At 73.9% G+C, this 18,624-nt stretch carries 20 protein-coding genes; 14 read left to right on the forward strand and 6 right to left on the reverse strand.

Going from position 1 to position 18,624, the window contains the following annotated elements:
* The first annotated feature begins 19 nt into the window (after positions 1–19).
* Positions 20–469, forward strand: a complete 450-nt coding sequence (locus AC5L34_RS27260; protein WP_088998859.1) for a GNAT family N-acetyltransferase — start codon at positions 20–22, stop codon at positions 467–469.
* 12 nt (positions 470–481) lie between these two features.
* Here AC5L34_RS27260 and AC5L34_RS27265 read toward each other — a convergent pair whose 3' ends face one another.
* Positions 482–1,141, reverse strand: coding sequence for a DUF6766 family protein (locus AC5L34_RS27265; protein ID WP_494827601.1), 660 nt, complete (start codon positions 1,139–1,141; stop codon positions 482–484).
* Positions 1,142–1,218: 77 nt separating this feature from the next.
* Positions 1,219–1,698, reverse strand: a complete 480-nt coding sequence (locus tag AC5L34_RS27270) for a DUF4383 domain-containing protein (RefSeq protein ID WP_441177806.1) — start codon at positions 1,696–1,698, stop codon at positions 1,219–1,221.
* A 260-nt stretch (positions 1,699–1,958) separates the two neighbouring features.
* On the opposite strand from AC5L34_RS27270, the gene AC5L34_RS27275 reads away from it, so the two are divergent.
* Genes AC5L34_RS27275 through AC5L34_RS27285 form a run of 3 tightly spaced genes read left to right on the forward strand, consistent with a single transcriptional unit; the run spans position 1,959 to position 3,902 of the window.
* Entirely contained in the window at positions 1,959–2,738 is a 780-nt protein-coding gene (locus tag AC5L34_RS27275) for a hypothetical protein (protein ID WP_441177807.1), read from the forward strand.
* 31 nt (positions 2,739–2,769) lie between these two features.
* On the forward strand, positions 2,770–3,222 hold the full coding sequence (locus AC5L34_RS27280) for a phage holin family protein (protein WP_088998863.1): 453 nt from the start codon (positions 2,770–2,772) through the stop codon (positions 3,220–3,222).
* Positions 3,219–3,902 carry a DUF3618 domain-containing protein gene (locus AC5L34_RS27285; protein WP_441177808.1) on the forward strand — a complete coding sequence of 228 codons (684 nt, stop codon included), beginning with the start codon at positions 3,219–3,221 and terminating at the stop codon, positions 3,900–3,902. Before AC5L34_RS27280 ends, AC5L34_RS27285 begins: the two co-directional genes overlap by 4 nt.
* A 112-nt stretch (positions 3,903–4,014) precedes the next feature.
* Here the strand turns inward: AC5L34_RS27285 and AC5L34_RS27290 are convergent, their stop codons facing one another.
* Both AC5L34_RS27290 and AC5L34_RS27295 read right to left on the reverse strand, forming a co-directional pair.
* The gene (locus tag AC5L34_RS27290) at positions 4,015–5,112 is read right to left on the reverse strand and encodes a glycosyltransferase family 2 protein (protein WP_441177809.1); all 1,098 of its coding nucleotides are present in this window, start codon (positions 5,110–5,112) and stop codon (positions 4,015–4,017) included.
* Positions 5,109–5,846: a class I SAM-dependent DNA methyltransferase gene (locus AC5L34_RS27295; RefSeq protein WP_494827604.1), complete on the reverse strand. Its 738-nt coding sequence runs from the start codon at positions 5,844–5,846 to the stop codon at positions 5,109–5,111. The genes AC5L34_RS27290 and AC5L34_RS27295 overlap by 4 nt, the downstream gene beginning before the upstream one ends.
* Before the next feature lie 144 nt (positions 5,847–5,990).
* Between AC5L34_RS27295 and AC5L34_RS27300 the strand changes: the two genes are divergently transcribed.
* Both AC5L34_RS27300 and AC5L34_RS27305 read left to right on the forward strand, forming a co-directional pair.
* On the forward strand, positions 5,991–6,626 hold the full coding sequence (locus tag AC5L34_RS27300; protein ID WP_441177811.1) for an SRPBCC family protein: 636 nt from the start codon (positions 5,991–5,993) through the stop codon (positions 6,624–6,626).
* Positions 6,623–7,795 (forward strand): zinc-dependent alcohol dehydrogenase, encoded by a 1,173-nt coding sequence (locus AC5L34_RS27305; protein ID WP_441177812.1) that lies wholly within the window; start codon positions 6,623–6,625, stop codon positions 7,793–7,795. The genes AC5L34_RS27300 and AC5L34_RS27305 overlap by 4 nt, the downstream gene beginning before the upstream one ends.
* Positions 7,796–7,909: 114 nt before the next feature.
* On the opposite strand, the gene AC5L34_RS27310 is transcribed toward AC5L34_RS27305, so the two are convergent.
* Complete coding sequence (locus AC5L34_RS27310; protein WP_441177813.1) at positions 7,910–9,157, reverse strand: cytochrome P450; 1,248 nt, start codon at positions 9,155–9,157, stop codon at positions 7,910–7,912.
* 408 nt (positions 9,158–9,565) lie between these two features.
* Here AC5L34_RS27310 and AC5L34_RS27315 point away from each other — a divergent pair, with 408 nt between their 5' ends.
* Together AC5L34_RS27315 and AC5L34_RS27320 are read left to right on the forward strand one after the other, a co-directional pair.
* Positions 9,566–9,958, forward strand: coding sequence for a hypothetical protein (locus tag AC5L34_RS27315; RefSeq protein ID WP_441177814.1), 393 nt, complete (start codon positions 9,566–9,568; stop codon positions 9,956–9,958).
* A 489-nt stretch (positions 9,959–10,447) separates the two neighbouring features.
* Positions 10,448–12,199 (forward strand): hypothetical protein, encoded by a 1,752-nt coding sequence (locus tag AC5L34_RS27320; RefSeq protein ID WP_441177815.1) that lies wholly within the window; start codon positions 10,448–10,450, stop codon positions 12,197–12,199.
* 70 nt (positions 12,200–12,269) lie between these two features.
* On the opposite strand, the gene AC5L34_RS27325 is transcribed toward AC5L34_RS27320, so the two are convergent.
* Positions 12,270–12,488, reverse strand: coding sequence for a DUF397 domain-containing protein (locus AC5L34_RS27325; protein ID WP_088992395.1), 219 nt, complete (start codon positions 12,486–12,488; stop codon positions 12,270–12,272).
* A gap of 69 nt (positions 12,489–12,557) precedes the next feature.
* On the opposite strand from AC5L34_RS27325, the gene pepN reads away from it, so the two are divergent.
* The 6 genes from pepN (at position 12,558) to AC5L34_RS27355 (ending at position 18,438) form a co-directional block, all read left to right on the forward strand.
* Positions 12,558–15,074: an aminopeptidase N gene (gene pepN / locus AC5L34_RS27330; RefSeq protein ID WP_494827608.1), complete on the forward strand. Its 2,517-nt coding sequence runs from the start codon at positions 12,558–12,560 to the stop codon at positions 15,072–15,074.
* A gap of 71 nt (positions 15,075–15,145) precedes the next feature.
* A complete protein-coding gene (gene nadD, locus AC5L34_RS27335) occupies positions 15,146–15,739 on the forward strand; it encodes a nicotinate-nucleotide adenylyltransferase (RefSeq protein WP_494827609.1) in 594 nt (197 codons plus the stop codon).
* 113 nt (positions 15,740–15,852) lie between these two features.
* On the forward strand, positions 15,853–16,263 hold the full coding sequence (gene rsfS / locus AC5L34_RS27340; RefSeq protein ID WP_441177817.1) for a ribosome silencing factor: 411 nt from the start codon (positions 15,853–15,855) through the stop codon (positions 16,261–16,263).
* Positions 16,260–16,886: a histidine phosphatase family protein gene (locus AC5L34_RS27345; RefSeq protein ID WP_494827611.1), complete on the forward strand. Its 627-nt coding sequence runs from the start codon at positions 16,260–16,262 to the stop codon at positions 16,884–16,886. The genes rsfS and AC5L34_RS27345 overlap by 4 nt, the downstream gene beginning before the upstream one ends.
* A gap of 39 nt (positions 16,887–16,925) precedes the next feature.
* Positions 16,926–17,786, forward strand: coding sequence for a DegV family protein (locus AC5L34_RS27350; protein WP_441177819.1), 861 nt, complete (start codon positions 16,926–16,928; stop codon positions 17,784–17,786).
* A gap of 76 nt (positions 17,787–17,862) precedes the next feature.
* Positions 17,863–18,438: a DinB family protein gene (locus tag AC5L34_RS27355; RefSeq protein ID WP_441177820.1), complete on the forward strand. Its 576-nt coding sequence runs from the start codon at positions 17,863–17,865 to the stop codon at positions 18,436–18,438.
* Positions 18,439–18,624: the final 186 nt, after the last annotated feature.

Below are 18,624 nucleotides of genomic sequence, written 5' to 3' on the forward strand. Positions count from 1 at the left end.
CGCCACCTAACGTGGCCTGATGCTGATCGAGTCACGTCCCGCCACCGACCCGGAGATCGACGCCCTGGTCACCGCCCAGCAGCGCGAGCTGCGGGTGGCCGACGGCGGGCTGGACGGCCAGGCGACCGTCACCCACGACGACATCCGCTACCTGGCGGTGGTCGCCGACGGGCGGGCGGTCGCCTGCGGCGGGATCCAGGGGATCGACGCCGGCACCGGCGAGGTGAAACGGATGTACGTCCGCCCGGCGTACCGGGGGCGGGGCATCGCCCGGCAGTTGCTGACCGCGTTGGAGGAACTGGCCTTCCAACAGGGGTACGGGGTGGTGCGCCTGGAGACGGGCACGTACCTGCCGGCCGCCATCGCGCTCTACACCTCCAGCGGGTACGAGCCGATCCCGGTCTACGGCGAGTACGTCGGCAACCCGTACAGCGTCTGCTTCGCCAAGCGGCTGCGCGTGCCGGCCTGACGGTGCCGGCCGTCAGTCGCCGGTGTGTGCGTGTGCGGCGGTGACCGGCTTCGACTCCGGCGACGCGTGCTGACGCAGGAAGATGCTCAGCACGATCAGCGTGCCGACCGCGAGGAACTCGCTCTGCCAGTTCTGCATCGACTGGAACCAGAACTCGCTCGTGCCGAGGAAGTCCCACGCGCCGATGGGCGGCGCCCCGCTCTGCAACGCCTGCTGCTCGTTGTACTCGGCGGTGCCGCCGAACAGGTGGCCGACGAACGAGCCGGCGAAGATCAGCAGCAGCGCGAGGGAGAGGCTGTTGCGGTAGACGACCAGCGGCAGCCCGCCGGAGCGTACGGGCCAGGGGGAGTCCGCGGTGGCCCGCCGCTCGTCGTCCTCGGGGCGGTCGGTCTGCCCCACCGGCTTCGACTCCGCCGAGCCGCGCTGCACCAGGTAGGCGGTGAGCAGGACGTAGCCGCCCATCTGGAGGAACTCCGACTCCCAGTTCTCGAAGACCGACTCCATGAAGTGCCCGCTGCCCAGGTACGCCGCCCAACTGGTCGGGGCGGCCCCGAACTCGGCCAGCTCCTCGTTGTGCGTCTGCCACCCGAACACGCTCTGCAGCACCAGGAAGACGAGGAACGCGCCGAACATCGCCACCGTCAGGGCGTTGTCACGCAGCCACTTCGGCATGAGGGCCTCCTCATCGACGGACCTCCGACATCCGTGCCCGCAGGTCACGGCAGGCAAACGCCGCGCCCGGCGGGTCGTCAGGGGCGGTCGAAGGGGGCGTCCGGCCGGGTGCCCGTGCCGACCTGGTTGGAGAGCAGCAGCCCGAGGGCGAGCATGCCGAAACCGAGGACCAGGTGCAGCCAGTTGTCGGCGTCGTTGACCGGGATGAAGTTCGCCGCGCTCTCCCGGTCGATTGCGAAGCCGTACAGCCACAGGCCGAGGTAGAGGGCGCCGCCGCCGGCGAGGAAGACCCGGGCCCCGGCGACGCTGCGCGCCATCAGCAGGCCGGCCAGCCCGAAGCCGAGGTGCAGGGCGTTGTGCAGGATCGACACCTGGAACAGGTCGAGCAGCCGGGCCTCGGAGTGGTGGCCGGCGAACGTCATGTCGCCGTAGCCGGTGGTGATGCCGGGGATGAATCCGAGCACTCCGATCAGGGCGAAGATCCCGGCCGCGGCCACGGCGGCGAGCTGCACCCGCTGCTTCGGGGCCCGCGCTGCGCCGCGTGCGTACCGTGCCATCGATTCACCTCCGTGGACCCGCGGAACGCCCTGCCCGCGGCGCCGGCTGGGGAGGGGTGATCGTCACTGTGTGCGACGGAGTCGCCACCCGATCCGGCGATCCTCCATTTTGTAGCGGCCCGGTGCGGGCGCGCAGGGAAAGTCACGAACGAGGTATGGAACCGGCGACGCAGGGTAGGTCAAGAGATGCGACGGCAGAAACGGCCGGCGCAATCCCCCCAGCACAGACCCGCGAAGACTTTCCGAGCGGAAGGGAAATCATGACCTACGATCTGTCACCCACGACTTCCACGTACGGGCAGGAGTCGACCAACGGCAGCGGCGTCCGCGAGCAGGCCCGTCAGGTCGGCTCGGAGGCCAAGCAGGCCGGTGGCGCCGTCGCCGAGACCGCCAAGGAGCAGGGCAAGGAGGTCGTCGGCGAGGCGAAGCGCCAGGCGCGCAACCTCTACGGCGAGGCTCGCAGCCAGCTCGCCAGCCAGACCGGTGAGCAGCAGCGACGGGCCGCCGGCGGGCTCCGCTCGCTGGCCGACGAGATGCGCTCGATGGCCGACCAGGGTGGCCAGGCCGGCCCGGTGAGCGAGATCGCCCGGCAGGCCGCCGACCGGGTGCACGGCGTGGCCGGCTGGCTGGAGCAGCGTGAGCCCGGCGACATCATCGCCGAGGTGCGTTCCTACGCGCGCCGCAACCCGGGCACCTTCCTGGTCGGCGCCGCCGTGCTGGGTGTGCTCGCCGGCCGACTGACCAAGAACATCTCCGCTGCCGGTGACGACCAGGGCGGCAACGGCTACTCCGCGTACAACTCGGGTGCCGGCTACGACCCGGAGCGGACCGCGGTCATCCCGACCCCGCCGGCCCCGCGCGCGGTGCCGGACGCCGTGCCGCCGGGCGGCTACCTCGACCCGACCCCGGGCGCGTACGCCGACCCGCAGACCACCACCAGCTACGCCGACCCCGCCGGTGGCGTGGGTCAGCCGCTGCCGCCGGTGACCCAGACCGACCCGCTGCCGGGCGTGCCCTCGACCGGGACCCCGCGTCCGTGAGCCTACGAATCACCCGAAGGGAGGCGGCGGCATGAGCATGCCGACGCAGGGGGCGGGGCTGGACTCCGGCTACCACCCCCACGACGCGGACGAGGTCAGGGGCAGCTCGATCGGTGAGCTGATGCGCCAGGTCACCAGCGACCTGTCCACCCTGATGCGGCAGGAGGTCGAGCTGGCCAAGGCCGAGATCCGCCAGGAGGGCAAGAAGGCGGGCAAGACCGCCGGCTTCTTCGGCGGCGCCGGCTTCGGCGGCTACATGGTGGCCCTCTTCCTCTCGCTGGCCCTCTGGGCCGGGCTGTCCAACGTGATGGACGCCGGCTGGGCGGCGCTGATCGTGGCCGTCATCTGGGGTGCGATCGCCGCGGTCCTCTACTCCAAGGCCAAGAAGAGCGCCGAGCACATCCGCGGCCTCAAGCAGACCAACGACAGCGTGCAGCGCATCCCCGACGCGCTCAAGCCCCACCCGCAGGAGGTCACCCGATGAGCACCGACCCGGACCAGATCCGCCGGGAGATCGAAGCCACCCGGAACAACCTGAGCTCCGACGTGGACGCGCTGGCGTACAAGGTCAGCCCCGCCCGCATCGTCGACGACCGCAAGCAGCGGGCCCGCAACGCACTGCAGAATGTGAGGGACAAGGTGATGGGAACCGCTTCCGACCTGGGTCACAGCACCAAGCACGGCGCCCACGCGGTGGGCGACCACGCCTCCTCGACCGCCTCCACGGTCAGCGACAAGGCCCACTCGGCGGCCTCGACGGTGAGCGACAAGGCCCACTCGGCGGCCTCGACGGTGAGCGACGCCGCGCAGCGCGCCCCGCACGTCATCCGGCAGAAGTCCGAGGGCAACCCGCTGGCCGCCGGCCTGATCGCCTTCGGCGTCGGCTGGCTCGCCTCCTCGCTGATCCCGGCCACCAGCCGCGAGCAGCAGATGGCGTCGCAGGTCAAGGAGAAGGCCGGCGAGCACGCCGGGGTCGTGAAGGAGAAGCTGGGCGAGGTCGCCACCGAACTGAAGGAGGAGCTGCGCGAGCCGGCGCAGCACGCCACCGAGTCGGTCCGGTCCACCGCCCAGGACGCGGTGCACGCCGTCAAGGACGACACCCGTTCCGCCGCGCACGACGTGAAGGACCATGCGCAGCAGTCCCGCGAACAGGTGCGGTACTGACCAGCCCGGTCACCGTACGCCGCAGCTCGCGGCCACTCCCGGAGCACCGTCCGGAGAGTGGCCGCGAGCTGTCGTGTGCGTCCCGGGCGCGTACCGGCGCGAGCACGGGGACTCAGCGCAGGTGGCGGCGGAGGGTGCGTTCGAAGTGGGCGGCGCGGCGCACCCGGCCACCGGCGTAGCGGACCCCGCCGAGGAGCAGGCGCCGGCCGACGGCGAGCCAGCCGCACACGCCGCGCTCCAGCACCCAGAGCGGCGCCGCCAGGGCGGTCGCCGGCGGGAAGACGGCGGTGCCCCCGCCCCGGCGCCGGCCCGCCTCGGCGAGCGCCACCGTGGTCGCGGCCGCACCGAGCAGCAGCCCCGGCCGCCGGTTCGCGACCGCCGCCGCCAGCGCCGGCAGGACCGCGAGCGAGGTGACCAGGCGGGCCGGCTGGGCCAGGTCGTCGTACGCCTGGCGGACCCGCTGGCCCAGGAAGTGGGTGGTGTCGGGCGGCAGCCGGCGTACGTGCAGCCAGGCGGGCGCGGCCTCGGTGCCCCCGTACGCGCGCACCGTGCGGATCAGCTCCAGGTTCTCGAAGAGCACGTCCGGGTCGTACCCGCCCATGGCGAGGAAGGTGCTCCGGCGTACCGCCAGGGTGCCGGGGTAGTCGGCGCCGAGCGCCCGGTTGAGCAGCGTGCGCCCGGTGTCCCACCACGCGTGCCAGGGCAGCGGGTCGAAGTAGTTCTGCGGCCGGACCAGGTCCACCCGGTCGAGCAGCCGGTGCACGACGCGCAGCCCCGCCTCGTCGTACCGGACGTCGTCGTCGGCGATCACCACGTGCTCGTGGCGGGCCGCGCCGACGCCGGTGAGCACCCCGGTGACCTTGCCGTTGACGCCGCGCAGGGCGGGATCCGGCCGCAGGTGCCGGACCAGCCCCCGCCAGGCCCGTGCGTGCCGGTCGAACACCTCCGGCGGCGACCCGTCGACCACGGTCACGTCGACCAGGTCGTTCAGCCGCCGCAGGTAGCCGGTCAGTTCGGCCAGCCCGGCGTCGTCGGTCCAGCGCAGCGGCAGCACGTACGCCATGGGGAGCCGGCACCGCTCGGCGCCCGGCGGGGCCGTGCCGCCGCCGAAGGCGGTCGTGCCGCCGTGGTCAGGTGCGACGCCGCGGTCCTCGGCCGTGTCGCCGCCGTCCCCCGGCGCGGCGCCGGGCGGGCGGGCCGGCGCGCTCACGCCGGTTCCGGTCGGCGGTACACGGAGACGTGCTCGCGGCTGTGGTCGGTGAACGGGCGGCCGGACCAGTCCTCCCAGCGGTGCTCGCGGCGCAGCCCGGCCAGCTCGGCCATCAGGTCCAGCTCCGCCGGCCAGGCGTAGCGGTGGTTCGCCGGCAGCAGGTGCACCCCGCCGTTGGTGAGCCGGACCTTCGTGGTGGTCATCCGCTGCTCGGCGGGGTGCAGCAGGGCCGCCTCCAGCAGCACCACGTCCTCCGTCACCCGCACCGGGCGCAGCGCCCCGCCGGCGCGGAAGGCGCCCGGGTCGGGCACCCACGCCTCGACGACGAACCGGCCGCCGGGACGAAGGTGGGCGGCGGCGTTGCGGAAGCAGGCCACCTGGGCGGCCTGGTCCGGCAGCGCGAAGATCGTGTTGAACGCGAGCACCACCAGGGCGTACTCGCCGGGCACGCGGGTCCCGGCGAAGTCGCCGACGGCCACCTCGACCGCGTCCCCGCCTGGTTTGGCGCGCAGCCCGGCGGCCATCTCCGGGGAACCCTCGACACCGGCGACGGTCAGCCCCCGGGCGGCCAGCGGCAGGGCCAGCCGGCCGGTGCCGATGCCGAACTCGCACACCGGGCCGCCGTCGGCCAGCTCGGCGAGCCGCTCCACCGCCGCGTCCGGCGTCAGGTGCGCGTACGTCTCGTCGTAGACGTCCGCGGCGTGCCGGCCGTACTCGCTGGCGTCGAAGGACACGGTGCCTCCCGGTGACGGTGGGTGCCCGCAGCAGGTGCCCGGTTATCGGGCGGCCAAACCGATGTGTCGTTTCGGCCGGTTGCTCCCGGGTAGCGCAACCGGTGCGGGTGTTCCATTCCCGGGCGCCCGGGTGGAGGAGACGTGATGACCAGCAACGGAACGAGGTGGGTGCTGCTCGGCGCCACCACCGTGGCCGTGGCCGGCGTCGGCCGGGCGGTGGCCCGTCGACGGCACCGGCACCAGCCCGAGCGCCGCGACGGCTGGTACGTGGTGCGGCGCGGCGTGACGATCGACCGGCCGGCGGCGGCGGTGATCGGCTTCTGGACCGACCGGGAGCGGATGGACCGGGCTCTGGCCGGGTGGGCGACCCTGGAGCAGCTCGACGACGACCGGTGGCGCTGCGTGGCGCGGGACCCCGCGGGCGGGGGGACCGAGTGGCGGGCGGAGCTCACCGTCGAGGGACCCGGGCGGCTGCGCTGGCGGGTCACCGACGGACCCGAGCAGGAGGGCACGGTGTGGCTGACGCCCGCGCCCCGGGACCGGGGCACGGAGGTCCGCGCCGAGCTGCGGTGGCGCTCGGGGCCGCTGCGCCGGGCGTTCGGGCTGTTCGGCGGCGACGACCCGGACCAGGGGCTGCGCGACACGCTGCGCCGGGTGAAGGCGCTGGTGGAGTGCGGCCAGGTGATCGACACCCGGCGCGACCCGTCGGGGCGTGGACCGGCCCAGGAGAAGGCGACCGACAAGCTCCGCGACAGGCTGACGACGGGAGGACGGGCGTGAGGGCGCTCTGCTGGGAAGGCGTCGGCAAGCTGGCCGTACGCGACGTGCCGGAGCCGCGCATCCGTGCCGAGGGCGACGTCATCGTCAAGGTCGGGGCGAGCAGCGTCTGCGGCTCCGACCTGCACCTGATCAACGGTTTCCTGCCGGCGATGCGGGAGGGCGACGTCCTGGGCCACGAGTTCATGGGCGAGGTCGTGGAGACCGGCCCGGGCGTACGACGGCTGCGCGTCGGCGACCGCGTGGTGGTCGGCTCGGTGGTGGCCTGCGGGGGCTGCTGGTACTGCCGCACCGAGCAGTACTCGCTGTGCGACAACTCCAACCCGCAGCCGGTCTTCACCGAGAAGCTCTGGGGCCACTCGCCGGCCGGCATCCTCGGCTACTCGCACGCCGCCGGTGGCTACTCCGGCAGCCACGCCGAGTACGTCCGCGTGCCCTTCGGCGACGTCGGGGCGTTCCAGGTGCCCGACGGGGTGCCCGACGACTCGGTCGTGTTCGCCTCCGACGCGATGCCCACCGGCTGGATGGCCGCCGACTTCTGCGCGCTGAAGGGCGGCGAGGTGGTCGCGGTCTGGGGAGCGGGCGGGGTCGGACAGATGGCCGCCCGCTCGGCGCAACTCCTCGGCGCCGAGCGGGTGATCATGATCGACCGGCTGCCGGAGCGGCTCGCCACGGCCGCCGACCGGCTCGGCGTCGAGACGGTCAACTACGCCGAGACCGACGTGCTGGAGGCGCTGCGGGAGATGACCGCCGGCCGGGGGCCGGACGCGTGCATCGAGGCCGTCGGCATGGAGTCGCACGACGTCGGCCCGGCGTACGCGTACGACAAGGCGAAGCAGACCGCCCGGTTGCAGACCGACCGCCCCACCTCCGTACGACAGGCGATCATGGCCTGCCGCAAGGGCGGGACGGTGAGCATCGTCGGCGTCTACGCCGGCCTGGTGGACAAGTTCCCGCTCGGCGCGGCGATGAACAAGGCGCTGGTGCTGCGGATGGGGCAGATGCACGCCCAGCGTTACATCCCGATGCTGCTGGACCGGATCGCGGCCGGCGAGATCGATCCCGGCTACCTGGCCACCCACCCGATGCCGCTGGAGCAGGGCGCGCGGGGCTACGAGATGTTCGAGAAGAAGGAGGACGGCTGCCTGCGTACCGTCCTGCACCCGGCCTGAGCGGCCGCGACCGCACCGCCCCGGGAGGCCGGCCAGGCCACCCGGGGCGGTGCCGCGTCCGGACCCTGCGGCGGACGTCGCCGATCTCGTCCCGGCGGACGTCGGCGGTGTCGTTCAGGCCGTGCGGCGGACGTTGGTGATCAGGAACCCGCTCGGCGGGAGCGCCGGCATCGAGCGCAGGCTCAGCGCCAGGTTCTGCGGTGGTACGTCGTACCGCATCGTCGTGGTCAGGTTGGTCACCGCCCGCTTCATCAGCTCGATCGCGATCCACTCGCCGGCGCAGCGGTGCCCGGTCAGGTGCTCGCCGCCGCCCTGCGGGACGAGGGCGAACGGGTCGCCCCGCCAGCCCGTGAAGCGCTCCGGCAGGAAGCGCTCCGGTTCCGGCCAGATCGCCGGGTGGTGGTTGGTGCCGTACAGGTCGAGCAGCACCCGCCGGCCCCGCGGGAAGTGGTAGCCCTGCCAGTCGAACGAGCGGCGCACCCGGGCGGCGGCCACCGGGAAGAAGGGGTAGTAGCGCCGTACCTCCTGCACGAAGCTCCCGGTGGCCTCGTCGCTCTCGCGGGCCCGCTGCCGCCAGGCCGGGTGGTCGTGCAGGGCCAGCGCGGCGAAGACGACGAAACGGTCGACGGCGACCGTGGGCCGCAGCACGTTGAGCAGTTCGACGGCCGCGATCCGGCGGGGGAGCAGCCGTCCCCGGGTGTCCCGGTGCTCGGCGATCACCCGCAGCGCGCTGCCCTCGGGGGCCGGCAGCGTGCCGGCGCGCTCGCGTTCGACGACCTGGCCGATCCAACGTTCGCCCTGGCGGCGGCCCCACAGGCCGCGCCAGTGCGAGGGGCCGAGCGCCGCCGGCCCCTCGATCATCGCGTGCAGCTCGGCGGTACGCCGGTGCACCTCGGAGCCGGCCAGCGGCACGCCCGCCCAGGCGCAGACCGTACGGGTCAGCATCCGGCCGATCTCGTCGTAGAGCACCACCGGCCCGCCCGCCTCCCACGCCGGGACGCGGGCCCGCCACTCGTCGTCGAAGAGTTGCCCGAGGTGCCGGATCGCGGCCGGCGTCATGATCGACATGAACATGGCCTTGCGGTCGGCGTGTTCCGCACCGTCGAGGCCCTGCACGCCGCCTCGGCCGGTCAGGGTGCGCTGTGCCCGCTTCGGCATCGCGCCCGCCCGGACGAAGCGTTCGGGGTCGTAGAACAGCTCCGCCGCCGGCCGGCCGCGCAGGCAGATGGTGGGTTCCAGCAGCAGCCGGGCCTGGAAGATGTCGGTGCCGTGGCGGTCGCAGCGCCGGCCGACGAAGCGGTAGCCGTCGCGCAGGAACGCCAACGAGCTGTCCGGGCTGCGCTCTGTCGGGATGGTGGCCATCGGGCCTCCTGACCGGGGTGCCGGGTGTCCTTACCTCTGCGTCTACCCAGGCCGGCGTGCCTGAACCCCGCCGCCCGGTCGACCACCACGACGTGGCTCGGGGCCGCCCGGGTCGCCGCCCGCCGGGCCTGGGCCGCCGGGTCGCCGCCCGCTGAACCTGCCGCCCGGTCGCCGCCCTCGGCGGGACCCGCGTCGCCCGGCTGGCCGTCCGTGTCGGACGGCGGAGCCGGGTGGGAGGGGCCAGCGGATGCCACGTCTGCTGGCCCCTCCCAGGGACGCGGAGAGCTGGTTTCCTCGGGGGAGCGGTCCGGCCGGGCCGCTGGCGGCAGGTCGGCGGCGACCCGTCGGGACGGACCACCGGCGGTCCACCGAGGGCGGGGCCGCCCACGATCGTCACGGGGAGGACGCATGCGCGACAACAGGCCCGCGTACTGGGGACAGCGGCAGGTGCGGGAGGCGCTGGGCACTGCCCGGGATGTCGCCGGCACGTCGTTGATCACGGCCGCGCGCCGGCCGGCCCGGCCCGGGCGGTTCTTCACGGTGCACCTCGGCTTCACCGCCCCCGATCTGGCGTCGGCCCGGGAGCTGGCCGTCGGCTACGCGGAGGCGTTGAGCGTGCTCCGACCGGAGGTGGCCCTGGGCGCGTCGGCGCTGTCCCCGGCCGAGGCGTGGCAGCAGGCCGAGCGGTTGTTCTGCGGCGCTTCCGGCCCGGACGGCGAGCGCTGCGCCGACGTCGCCAACCACCCCGGTTTCCACCACGCCCCGGGGCCGGGCGGGCTCGGCTGGGGCGACGGCGATTAACGCGTCGATCGACCCCCGGCTCGGCCCGGTCGCGCCACTGCGGTGCGATTCGCGCGACGCACGGAAATAGCTTCTGTGGGAATCGCGCGGATGGTTCTTCCGGACGGGAACCGCTTCCTGAGGAACTGATCTCAAATCTCGTTTCGGAGCAACCTCTTCGGCTGCGCCCGTTTTGTGGCTGTTTATCGGTCCAATCCGCACCGCTGTCGGTGCCGAAAGGTCGTCCCCAATCACCAATGCCGGAAGTACCTCGTTTGTTCAGCGAGGCATCCGCGCCAGGTAACGGGGAGGTTAACTCCCCTCTGGACGGACACATCCGATCCGGCGAGTTCGGGGGAATCGCACATGCACGTGATGCTGGCCTGGTTCGCTGACGACAATCTGTCGGACAGCGCCCGGAGCGCCGCCAGGCAACGCTTTGAAACGGCCGTCGCCGACCTGGTGCCCGACAGTTTCGTACGACACGAATTCGGCGCCGACGATTGGGGCGTGACCGTCCTGCACCGCAGCGACCAGGGCGCCTACCGGTGGCCGACCGTCGACACCGTCGGGCAGGTCACCGCCGTCTCCCTCGGGCTGCCCGTGGGGGTGGACGTCACGGGCGGCCCGGCGGCGCTGGCCGGGCGCCTGCTGGCGGGCGAGGAGGTGCACCGCGAGGTGGTGCCGCCGTTCGGCCTGCTGGCCCTCGACGCGGCCGGGCGCTTCGCGCTGCAACAGGACTGGATCGGCATGTGCCGGGTCTTCACGGGCGGAGCGGGCGGCCTGACGGCCTTCTGCACCCGCCCCGGCCTGCTGGCCGCGTTCCTGCACGGCGACCCGCGGCCCGACCTGGACGGCTGGGCGTCGTACACCCTCTGCGGACACTTCGGCGGCGACAGCTCCCCGGTGGCGGGGGCCCGGCTGCTGCGCCCCGGCGAGCGGGTGACCGGTCGTCGGCGCGACGGCGGCGGGTGGGAACTCGTCACCACCACGCGATACGCCACCGACGACGTCGTGCGCGACGGGCTGGCGGCGCAGGACCGGCCGGTGGGCGAGCTGCTGGACCGGGCCGCCGAGGCCATCACGACCACCGCCGCCGGCATCCACGGCCTCTACGACGACGACATCACCCTTGGGCTGTCCGGCGGGAAGGACTCCCGGCTCATCGCCGCTGCGCTGATCGCGGCCGGCCGGACCCCCCGGTTCCTCACCAACGAGGACACCCGGGCCGAGGGCGAGGTCGCCCGCGAGCTGGTGCGGATCCTGCGCGACAAGCGGGGGCTGCACCCCGAGCACACGCTGCGGCTCGCCGGGGCGCGCGCCAACGTGCTCGGCACCGGCCTGCACGAGCGGGCCCGGCGCCTGCAACGGCTGACCGACCACCAGTTCCCCTCCAGCTACCTGGTGCGCCCCGCCGGCCCCGGACGCCTGGTCGACCAGGCCGGCCCCGCCACGTTCACCGGCGCCGCCGGCGAGCTCGCCACCGAATACTGGTATCCCCCGACCGACGACGGCGAGCCGTCCCCGGGGGAGACCGCCCTGGCCCGGCTGCTGAACGCCGTGCCGGCGGGCGTCGCCGACCCGGCCGTGGTCACCGCCGAGCGGGAGCGCATCGGCGTCCTGCTCGACCACGGCAGCGGGCTCGGCCTGCACGACCTGCGCCTGGTCGACTACATCTACCTGGTGGAACGGGTCCGCCGCTGGTACACCTCGGCGTACGCGATCGGCATGGTCACCCCGTTCCTCTCGCCCGGCTTCGTCGCCGCCACGTTCGCGTTGACGCCCGGGCAGAAGCGCGAGCGGCTCATGCACACCGGGCTGATCGCGCGGCTGGTGCCCGAGTGGGCGCAGGTTCCGTTCGTCAGCGTCTCCACCGGCCCGTCCACCGCCACCCGGGTGTGGGAGGGCGACGGCCTCCAGGCCATGGCCGAACTGCTGGACACCGCACACGGCCCGCTGACCCACCTCGTCCGCCGGCCCGCCGTGGAGAAGGCGCTCCGCACCGCCGCCCGGGGCGGCCGGCCCGACCAGCGGACGCTGCAACAGTTCACCTGGCTGGCGCTCGCCTCCGAGCGGCTCGAACCGGGCACCACCCGGCCCGCCACCGGTGCCGCGTACGCCCGGATCACCGCGCCTCCGCAGCAGCGCCAGCCGGCCGGCGGCGCGGTCGCCCGGCTGCGCTGGATCAAACGCACCCGGCTCGGTGGCCGCCTCTGGTCGGCCGTGGCCCGGCGGGTGCGGCCCCGGCCACCGGCCGAGTGAGCGGACGCACCCCGCCCGACCCCGCCCCGCGCCCCGCCCGGCCGGGCCGACCGGGCGGGGCGGTCGGCAGTCAGTCCAGGTCGAACTCGCCGTCCTGGGCGCCGGCGACGAAGGCGTCCCACTCGGCCTGGGTGAAGACCAGGACCGGCCCGTCCGGCTCGGCGGAGTTGCGCATGCCGATCAGGTCGTCGACGAAGGCGACCTCCACCGCGCTCTCGGAGGTGTCGCCCTCGGCCCGCTGCCAGACCGCCCGCGAAAGGTCGAAGTCGCCCTTGGGGTGCGAAGCCATCGTTCAGTCCTCCAGTGCCACGGGTGATGGGGGAGACACGTATGGTTCCCCATCGGGCAGGATAAGCGGATGCCGAGCCTGACCCGTGTAGAGGCGACCGCGCGTGGCGCGGCGATCACCGTCGAGTCCTATCAGGTGGACCTCGACCTGACCGGCGGCGGCGAGCGCTTCCGTTCCGACGTCACCATCCGCTTCCGGGCGGTCCCCGGCGCGCAGACCTTCGTCGAGGTCCAGCCCGCGAAACTGCTGGCCGTACGCCTCGACGACCGCGACGTCGACCCGGCCACGCTGGACGACAACCGGCTGCCGCTGACCGGGCTCGCCGCGACCAACACGCTCACCGTCTCCGCCGAGATGGCGTACTCGAACACCGGTGAGGGGATGCACCGCTTCGTCGACCCGGCCGACGGCGAGACCTACCTCTATGCGATGTCCTTCCTGGACAATGCGCAGCGCATCTTCGCCGCCTTCGACCAGCCCGACCTCAAGGCCCCGGTCACCCTGTCGGTCACCGCCCCACCGCACTGGGTCGTCGCGGCCAACGGCCAGCTCGCCGCCACCCCGAGGCCCGGGCGCTGGGAGTTCGCCCCGACGGCGCCGCTGGCCACGTACTTCGTCTCGCTGATCGCCGGCCCCTGGCACGTCCGGCGCGGCGAGCACGACGGCATCCCGCTCGGCGTCTACTGCCGGCGCTCGCTGGCGGAGCACCTGGACGCCGACGCCGAGGAGATCCTGACCGTCACCGGGCAGTGCCTCGACCGGTTCCACCAGCTCTTCGCCGAGCGCTACCCGTTCGACAAGTACGACCAGGCGTTCGTGCCGGAGTTCAACGCCGGCGCCATGGAGAACCCGGGGCTGGTCACCTTCCGCGACGACTACGTCTTCCGCTCGGCCGTCACGGACACCGAGCGGGAGCAGCGCGCCACGACCATCGCCCACGAGATGGCGCACATGTGGTTCGGCGACCTGGTCACCATGCGCTGGTGGGACGACCTGTGGCTGAACGAGTCCTTCGCGGAGTACCTCGGCACCCGGGTGACCGCCGAGGCGACCCGCTTCGGGCAGGCCTGGACGACCTTCGCCCTGCGGCGCAAGGCCTGGGGCTACGCGGCCGACCAGCGCCCCTCGACCCACCCGGTGGCACCCGAGGAGGTCGCCGACGCCGCCGAGGGCCTGCTCAACTTCGACGGCATCTCGTACGCCAAGGGCGCCAGCGTCCTGCGCCAGCTCGTCGCCTGGCTCGGCGACGACGCCTTCCTCGCCGGCCTCAACGCCCACTTCGCGAAGCACCGCTTCGGCAACGCCACCCTGGCCGACCTGCTCGGCAGCCTCGCCACCGCGGCCGGGCGCGACCTGTCCGGCTGGGCGGAGCGCTGGCTGTGCTCGGCGCAGGTCAACACGCTGCGCGCCGAGGTCACCGTCGACGCGGAGGGCCGCTACACCGAGGTGGCGATCGGGCAGAGCGCCCCCGACTCGCACCCGGTGCTGCGCCCGCACCGCATCGGGGTCGGCCGGTACGCCGCCGACGGGTCCGTCGCCCGGGTCGAGGTCGACCTCGACCCGGAGGCCGACGGCGGCCGGACGGTGCTGACCGGGCTGACCGGCGAGCCGGCGGCCCGGCTGCTGCTGCCCAACGACGGCGACCTGACGTTCGCCAAGATCCGGCTGGACCCCGCCTCGGCGGACGCCGTGCCGCTGGTGCTGCCCGGCCTGGCCGATCCGCTGGCCCGGGCGCTGCTCTGGGGCGAGGCACTGGACGCCGCCATCGACGGGGAACGCCCGGTCGCCGGCCTGGCCGCCCTGGTCGCCGCCGCCCTCCCCGCCGAGACCGAGGTGATCATCGCCGAGGACGTGCTCGCGCTCAGCCGCTCGCTGGTCGACCGCTACCTCGACGCGCCCGCCCGCGAGGCCGCGCTGGCACAGATCGCCGCCGCCTGCCGGAGACTGCTGGACGGGGCCCCGGCCGGCGGCTCGCTCCAACTCGCGGCGGCCAGGGGCTGGATCGCCGCCAGCACCGACGCGGAGGGCCTGGCCGGCTGGCTCGCCGGCCGGGACGTCCCACCGGGGCTGGCGGTCGACGCCGAACTGCGCTGGGCGCTGCTGCTCCGGCTGGTGGTGCTCGGCGCGGCCGGCGCGGCGGAGATCGCCGCCGAGGCTACGGCCGACCCGAGCGCCGCCGGCGCCGAGCGGGCGGCCCGCTGCCGCGCGGCACTGCCCGACCCGGCCGCCAAGCGGGCCGCGTGGGAGATCGTCGTGTCGAACACCGAGCTGTCCAACCGGCTCGTCGAGGCGACCGCGGAGGGGTTCTGGCAGCCCGAGCAGGCCGAGCTGACCGCCGGCTACGTGGCGCGCTACTTCGCCGAGATGCCGGCCGCCGCGCGGTCGCGTACGCCCTGGGTGGCCGATCAGGTCGCGAAGCTGGCCTTCCCCCACTACGCCGTGGCGCAGCCCACCCGGGAGGCGGCCGCGGCGCTGCTGGCCCGCGACGACGTCACCCCCGGCCTGCGCCGGGTCGTGACCGACGCCGACGACGACCTGCGGCGCGCCCTCGTCGCCCGGACGGCGGTCGCCGCGGCGGCGGCCTGACGTCGTCCGCCGGACGGGACGGTCCGGCGACCCCGGGCGGTCGCCGGTTCCGTCCGGCCTAGGATCGCGGGGTGGAGGAAGACATCCGGCGGGTCGGGATCATGGGCGGCACCTTCGACCCGATCCACCACGGGCACCTCGTCGCGGCCAGCGAGGTGGCGGACCGGTTCGGGCTGGACGAGGTGGTCTTCGTCCCCACCGGCCAGCCGTGGCAGAAGGCGGACGAGCCGGTCAGCCCGGCGGAGGACCGCTACCTGATGACGGTCATCGCGACCGCCTCCAACCCACGCTTCCAGGTCAGCCGGGTCGACATCGACCGGGGCGGGCCCACCTACACCGTCGACACCCTGCGCGACCTGCACGCCGAGTACGGCCCGAAGGTGCAGCTGTACTTCATCACCGGGGCGGACGCGCTGGAGCGGATCCTCTCCTGGAAGGACCTGGACGAGATCTTCGAGCTGGCCCACTTCATCGGGGTGACCCGACCGGGCTTCGAGCTGACCGACGCGCACCTGCCGGCCGACACGGTGAGCCTGGTGCAGGTCCCGGCCATGGCCATCTCGTCCACGGACTGCCGGGCCCGGGTCGCCAGGGGGGAGCCGGTCTGGTATCTGGTGCCGGACGGTGTGGTGCAGTACATCGCCAAGCGGCGCCTCTACCAGTAGTGATTCGCCCCGGTGTGGGGCGGTTCGGGCGGGTAACGCGCCAGAACTGACGAGTCGGGATTCCACCGGGTATGAGACGCTTGGAGGATCGCACGGTTGATCGAAGGAGAACGGTGACAATTTCCGAACGCGCCCACGAGTTGGCTCTCGCCGCCGCCCAGGCCGCGGCCGACAAGAAGGCGCAGGACATCGTCATCATCGACGTGGGCGACCAGCTCGCCATCACCGACGCGTTCCTGCTCGCCGCGGCTCCCAACGAGCGTCAGGTGCTCGCCATCGTCGATGCCATCGAGGAGCGGCTGCTCGAGCTGCCGGAGAAGGCCAAGCCGGTCCGGCGCGAGGGCGAGCGGGGCGGCCGGTGGGTGCTGCTCGACTACGTCGACATCGTGGTGCACGTCCAGCACACCGAGGAGCGCGAGTTCTACGCCCTCGACCGGCTCTGGAAGGACTGCCCGACGATCCCGTTCGTCGACCGCGACCTCGTCGACGCCGAGTCCGGCACCGGCGCCACCACCGCGGAATGACCCGCCTGATCATCTGGCGGCACGGCAACACCGACTGGAACGCCGCCAGCCGGGTCCAGGGGCAGACCGACGTGCCGCTGAACGATCTCGGCCGCGAGCAGGCCCGCAGCGCCGCGCCCCTGCTCGCCGGCCTGCGGCCGGACGCCATCGTGTCCAGCGACCTGAGCCGCGCGGCGGACACCGCCGGCGCGCTGGCCGCGCTGACCGGGCTGCCGGTGCGCACCGACCCGCGGCTGCGGGAGCGGCACTTCGGCTCCTGGCAGGGGCTCGCCCTCACCGAGGCCGCCGAACGCCACCCCGACGAGTTCGCCCGCTGGCGGGCCGGCGATCCGGACCCGGGCGCCGGCCTCGAGACCCTCGACGACCTCGGCAAGCGGGTCGGCGCGGCCCTGTCCGACGCCGCCGACGCCGTGCCCGGCGGCACCGTGGTGGTGGCGACCCACGGCGGCGCGGCCCGCCAGGGCTGCGGCCACCTGCTCGGCTGGGAGCACGCCGTGCTGCGCACCGTCGGCTCGTTGCAGAACTGCCACTGGACGGAGCTGCGCCGCGACGACGTCCGGGGGTGGCACCTGCGCGCCCACAACGTCGGCCTGATCACCGTGCCGGCCACCGAGGCCGTCTGACCCCGGCGTTCCCCGGCCACATCGGCTAGCGTGCCGGGCATGCCCGTCGCGGTCGTCACCGACTCCACCGCCTACCTTCCGCCCGAGTTGCTGCGCGCCCACCGGCTGACGGTGGTGCCGCTGACCGTCGTGCTCAACGGCGCCGAGGGGCTGGAGGGGGTGGAGACCACCCCGGAGGACGCCACCCGGGCGCTCGGCGGCCGGCGCGTCTCGGTGAGCACCTCCCGCCCGGCGCCCGAGCAGTTCGCCCGCACGTACCGGGAGCTGTTCGACGCCGGCGCCGACGGGATCGTCTCGGTGCACCTGTCGGCCGAGCTCTCCGGCACCGTCGAGGCCGCCCGGCTGGCCGCCGCCGGCTTCGACGACCGGGTCGCCGTGGTCGACAGCCGCTCGACCGGCATGGGCCTCGGCTTCCCCGCCGTCGCCGCCGCCACGGCCGCCGAGCGGGGTGAGGACCTGGCGGGCGTACGCGCCGCCGCCGTCGACGCCATCGCCCGCACCAGCATCTGGTTCTACGTCGACACGCTGGAGTTCCTCCGCCGGGGCGGCCGCATCGGTGCCGCCGAGGCGCTGCTCGGCACCGCCCTGTCGGTCAAGCCGATCATGCACATGCCGGACGGCGCGATCGTCCTCAGGGACAAGGTGCGTACGGCCAGCCGGGGCGTGGCGCGGCTGGTCGACCTGGCCGTGGAGGCCGCCGGCGACGCCGAGGTCGACCTGGCCGTGCACCACCTCGCCGCGCCGCAGCGGGCCGAGGCGCTGCTGGAGGCGCTGCGGACCCGGCTGGGCGACCGGCTGCACGACTCGTACGTCTCGGAGGCCGGCGCGGTGGTCGCCGCGCACGCCGGGCCCGGCCTGGCCTGCGTCGTCGTGCACCGCCGCCCCCCGGTCAGCGGCTAGGGGTGTCCGGTCGTTCACGATCTCCGTTGATGACGCGGGGCAGCGCCGGCACCCGACCGGATGCCATCGTGACCCGATGAAGGACGACCTGCACAGTTACCTGAGGGGCGGCCGTGACGCGCTGCTGTGGAAGCTCGACGGGCTCAGCGAATACGATGCCCGGCGCCCGCTGACCCGGACCGCAACCAACCTGCTCGGTCTGGTGAAGCACGCGGCGGCCATGGAGATCCTCTACTTCGGCGTCGTGTTCGGCCGGCCGTTCGAGCAGGAGCTGCCGTACGTCGGCGACGCCGCCGAGACCAATGCCGACATGTGGGCGACCGCGGATGAGACCCGCGAAGAGATCGTTGCCTTGTACCGTCGCGCCAGCTCCCACGCCGACACCACCATCGAAGCCCTCGCGCTCGACGACGTCGGCCGGGTGCCGTGGTGGGGCGATGCGGCGGTCACACTGCACCAGGTCCTGGTCCACGTCGTCGCGGAGACACAACGGCACGCCGGCCACGCGGACATCGTGCGCGAGCTGATCGACGGCGCGGCCGGGCTGCTGCCCAGGAACGACAACCTGCCACCCGCTGACGAGCCGTGGTGGCGGGAGCACCGCGAGCGGGTGGAGCAGGCTGCCCTCGATGCCGGCAACTGCGGCACCTAGGTTCCTGTCGCTCCTGGACGCCGCACGATGGCGGCGATGCGGACCGGGCCGGCGCGCAGCAGAAAGCGCGTCGACGCGGCGGATGCCGCGGACCGGGCAGGTGAGAGGTCCCGGTCCGATGCGCATCCTCTTCGCCGCGCCGGCGGTGGGCTTCGGGCTCTGTACCCTCGCTGAGCTGCGGTCCTT

This window comes from Micromonospora sp. ZG13, from assembly GCF_059359355.1.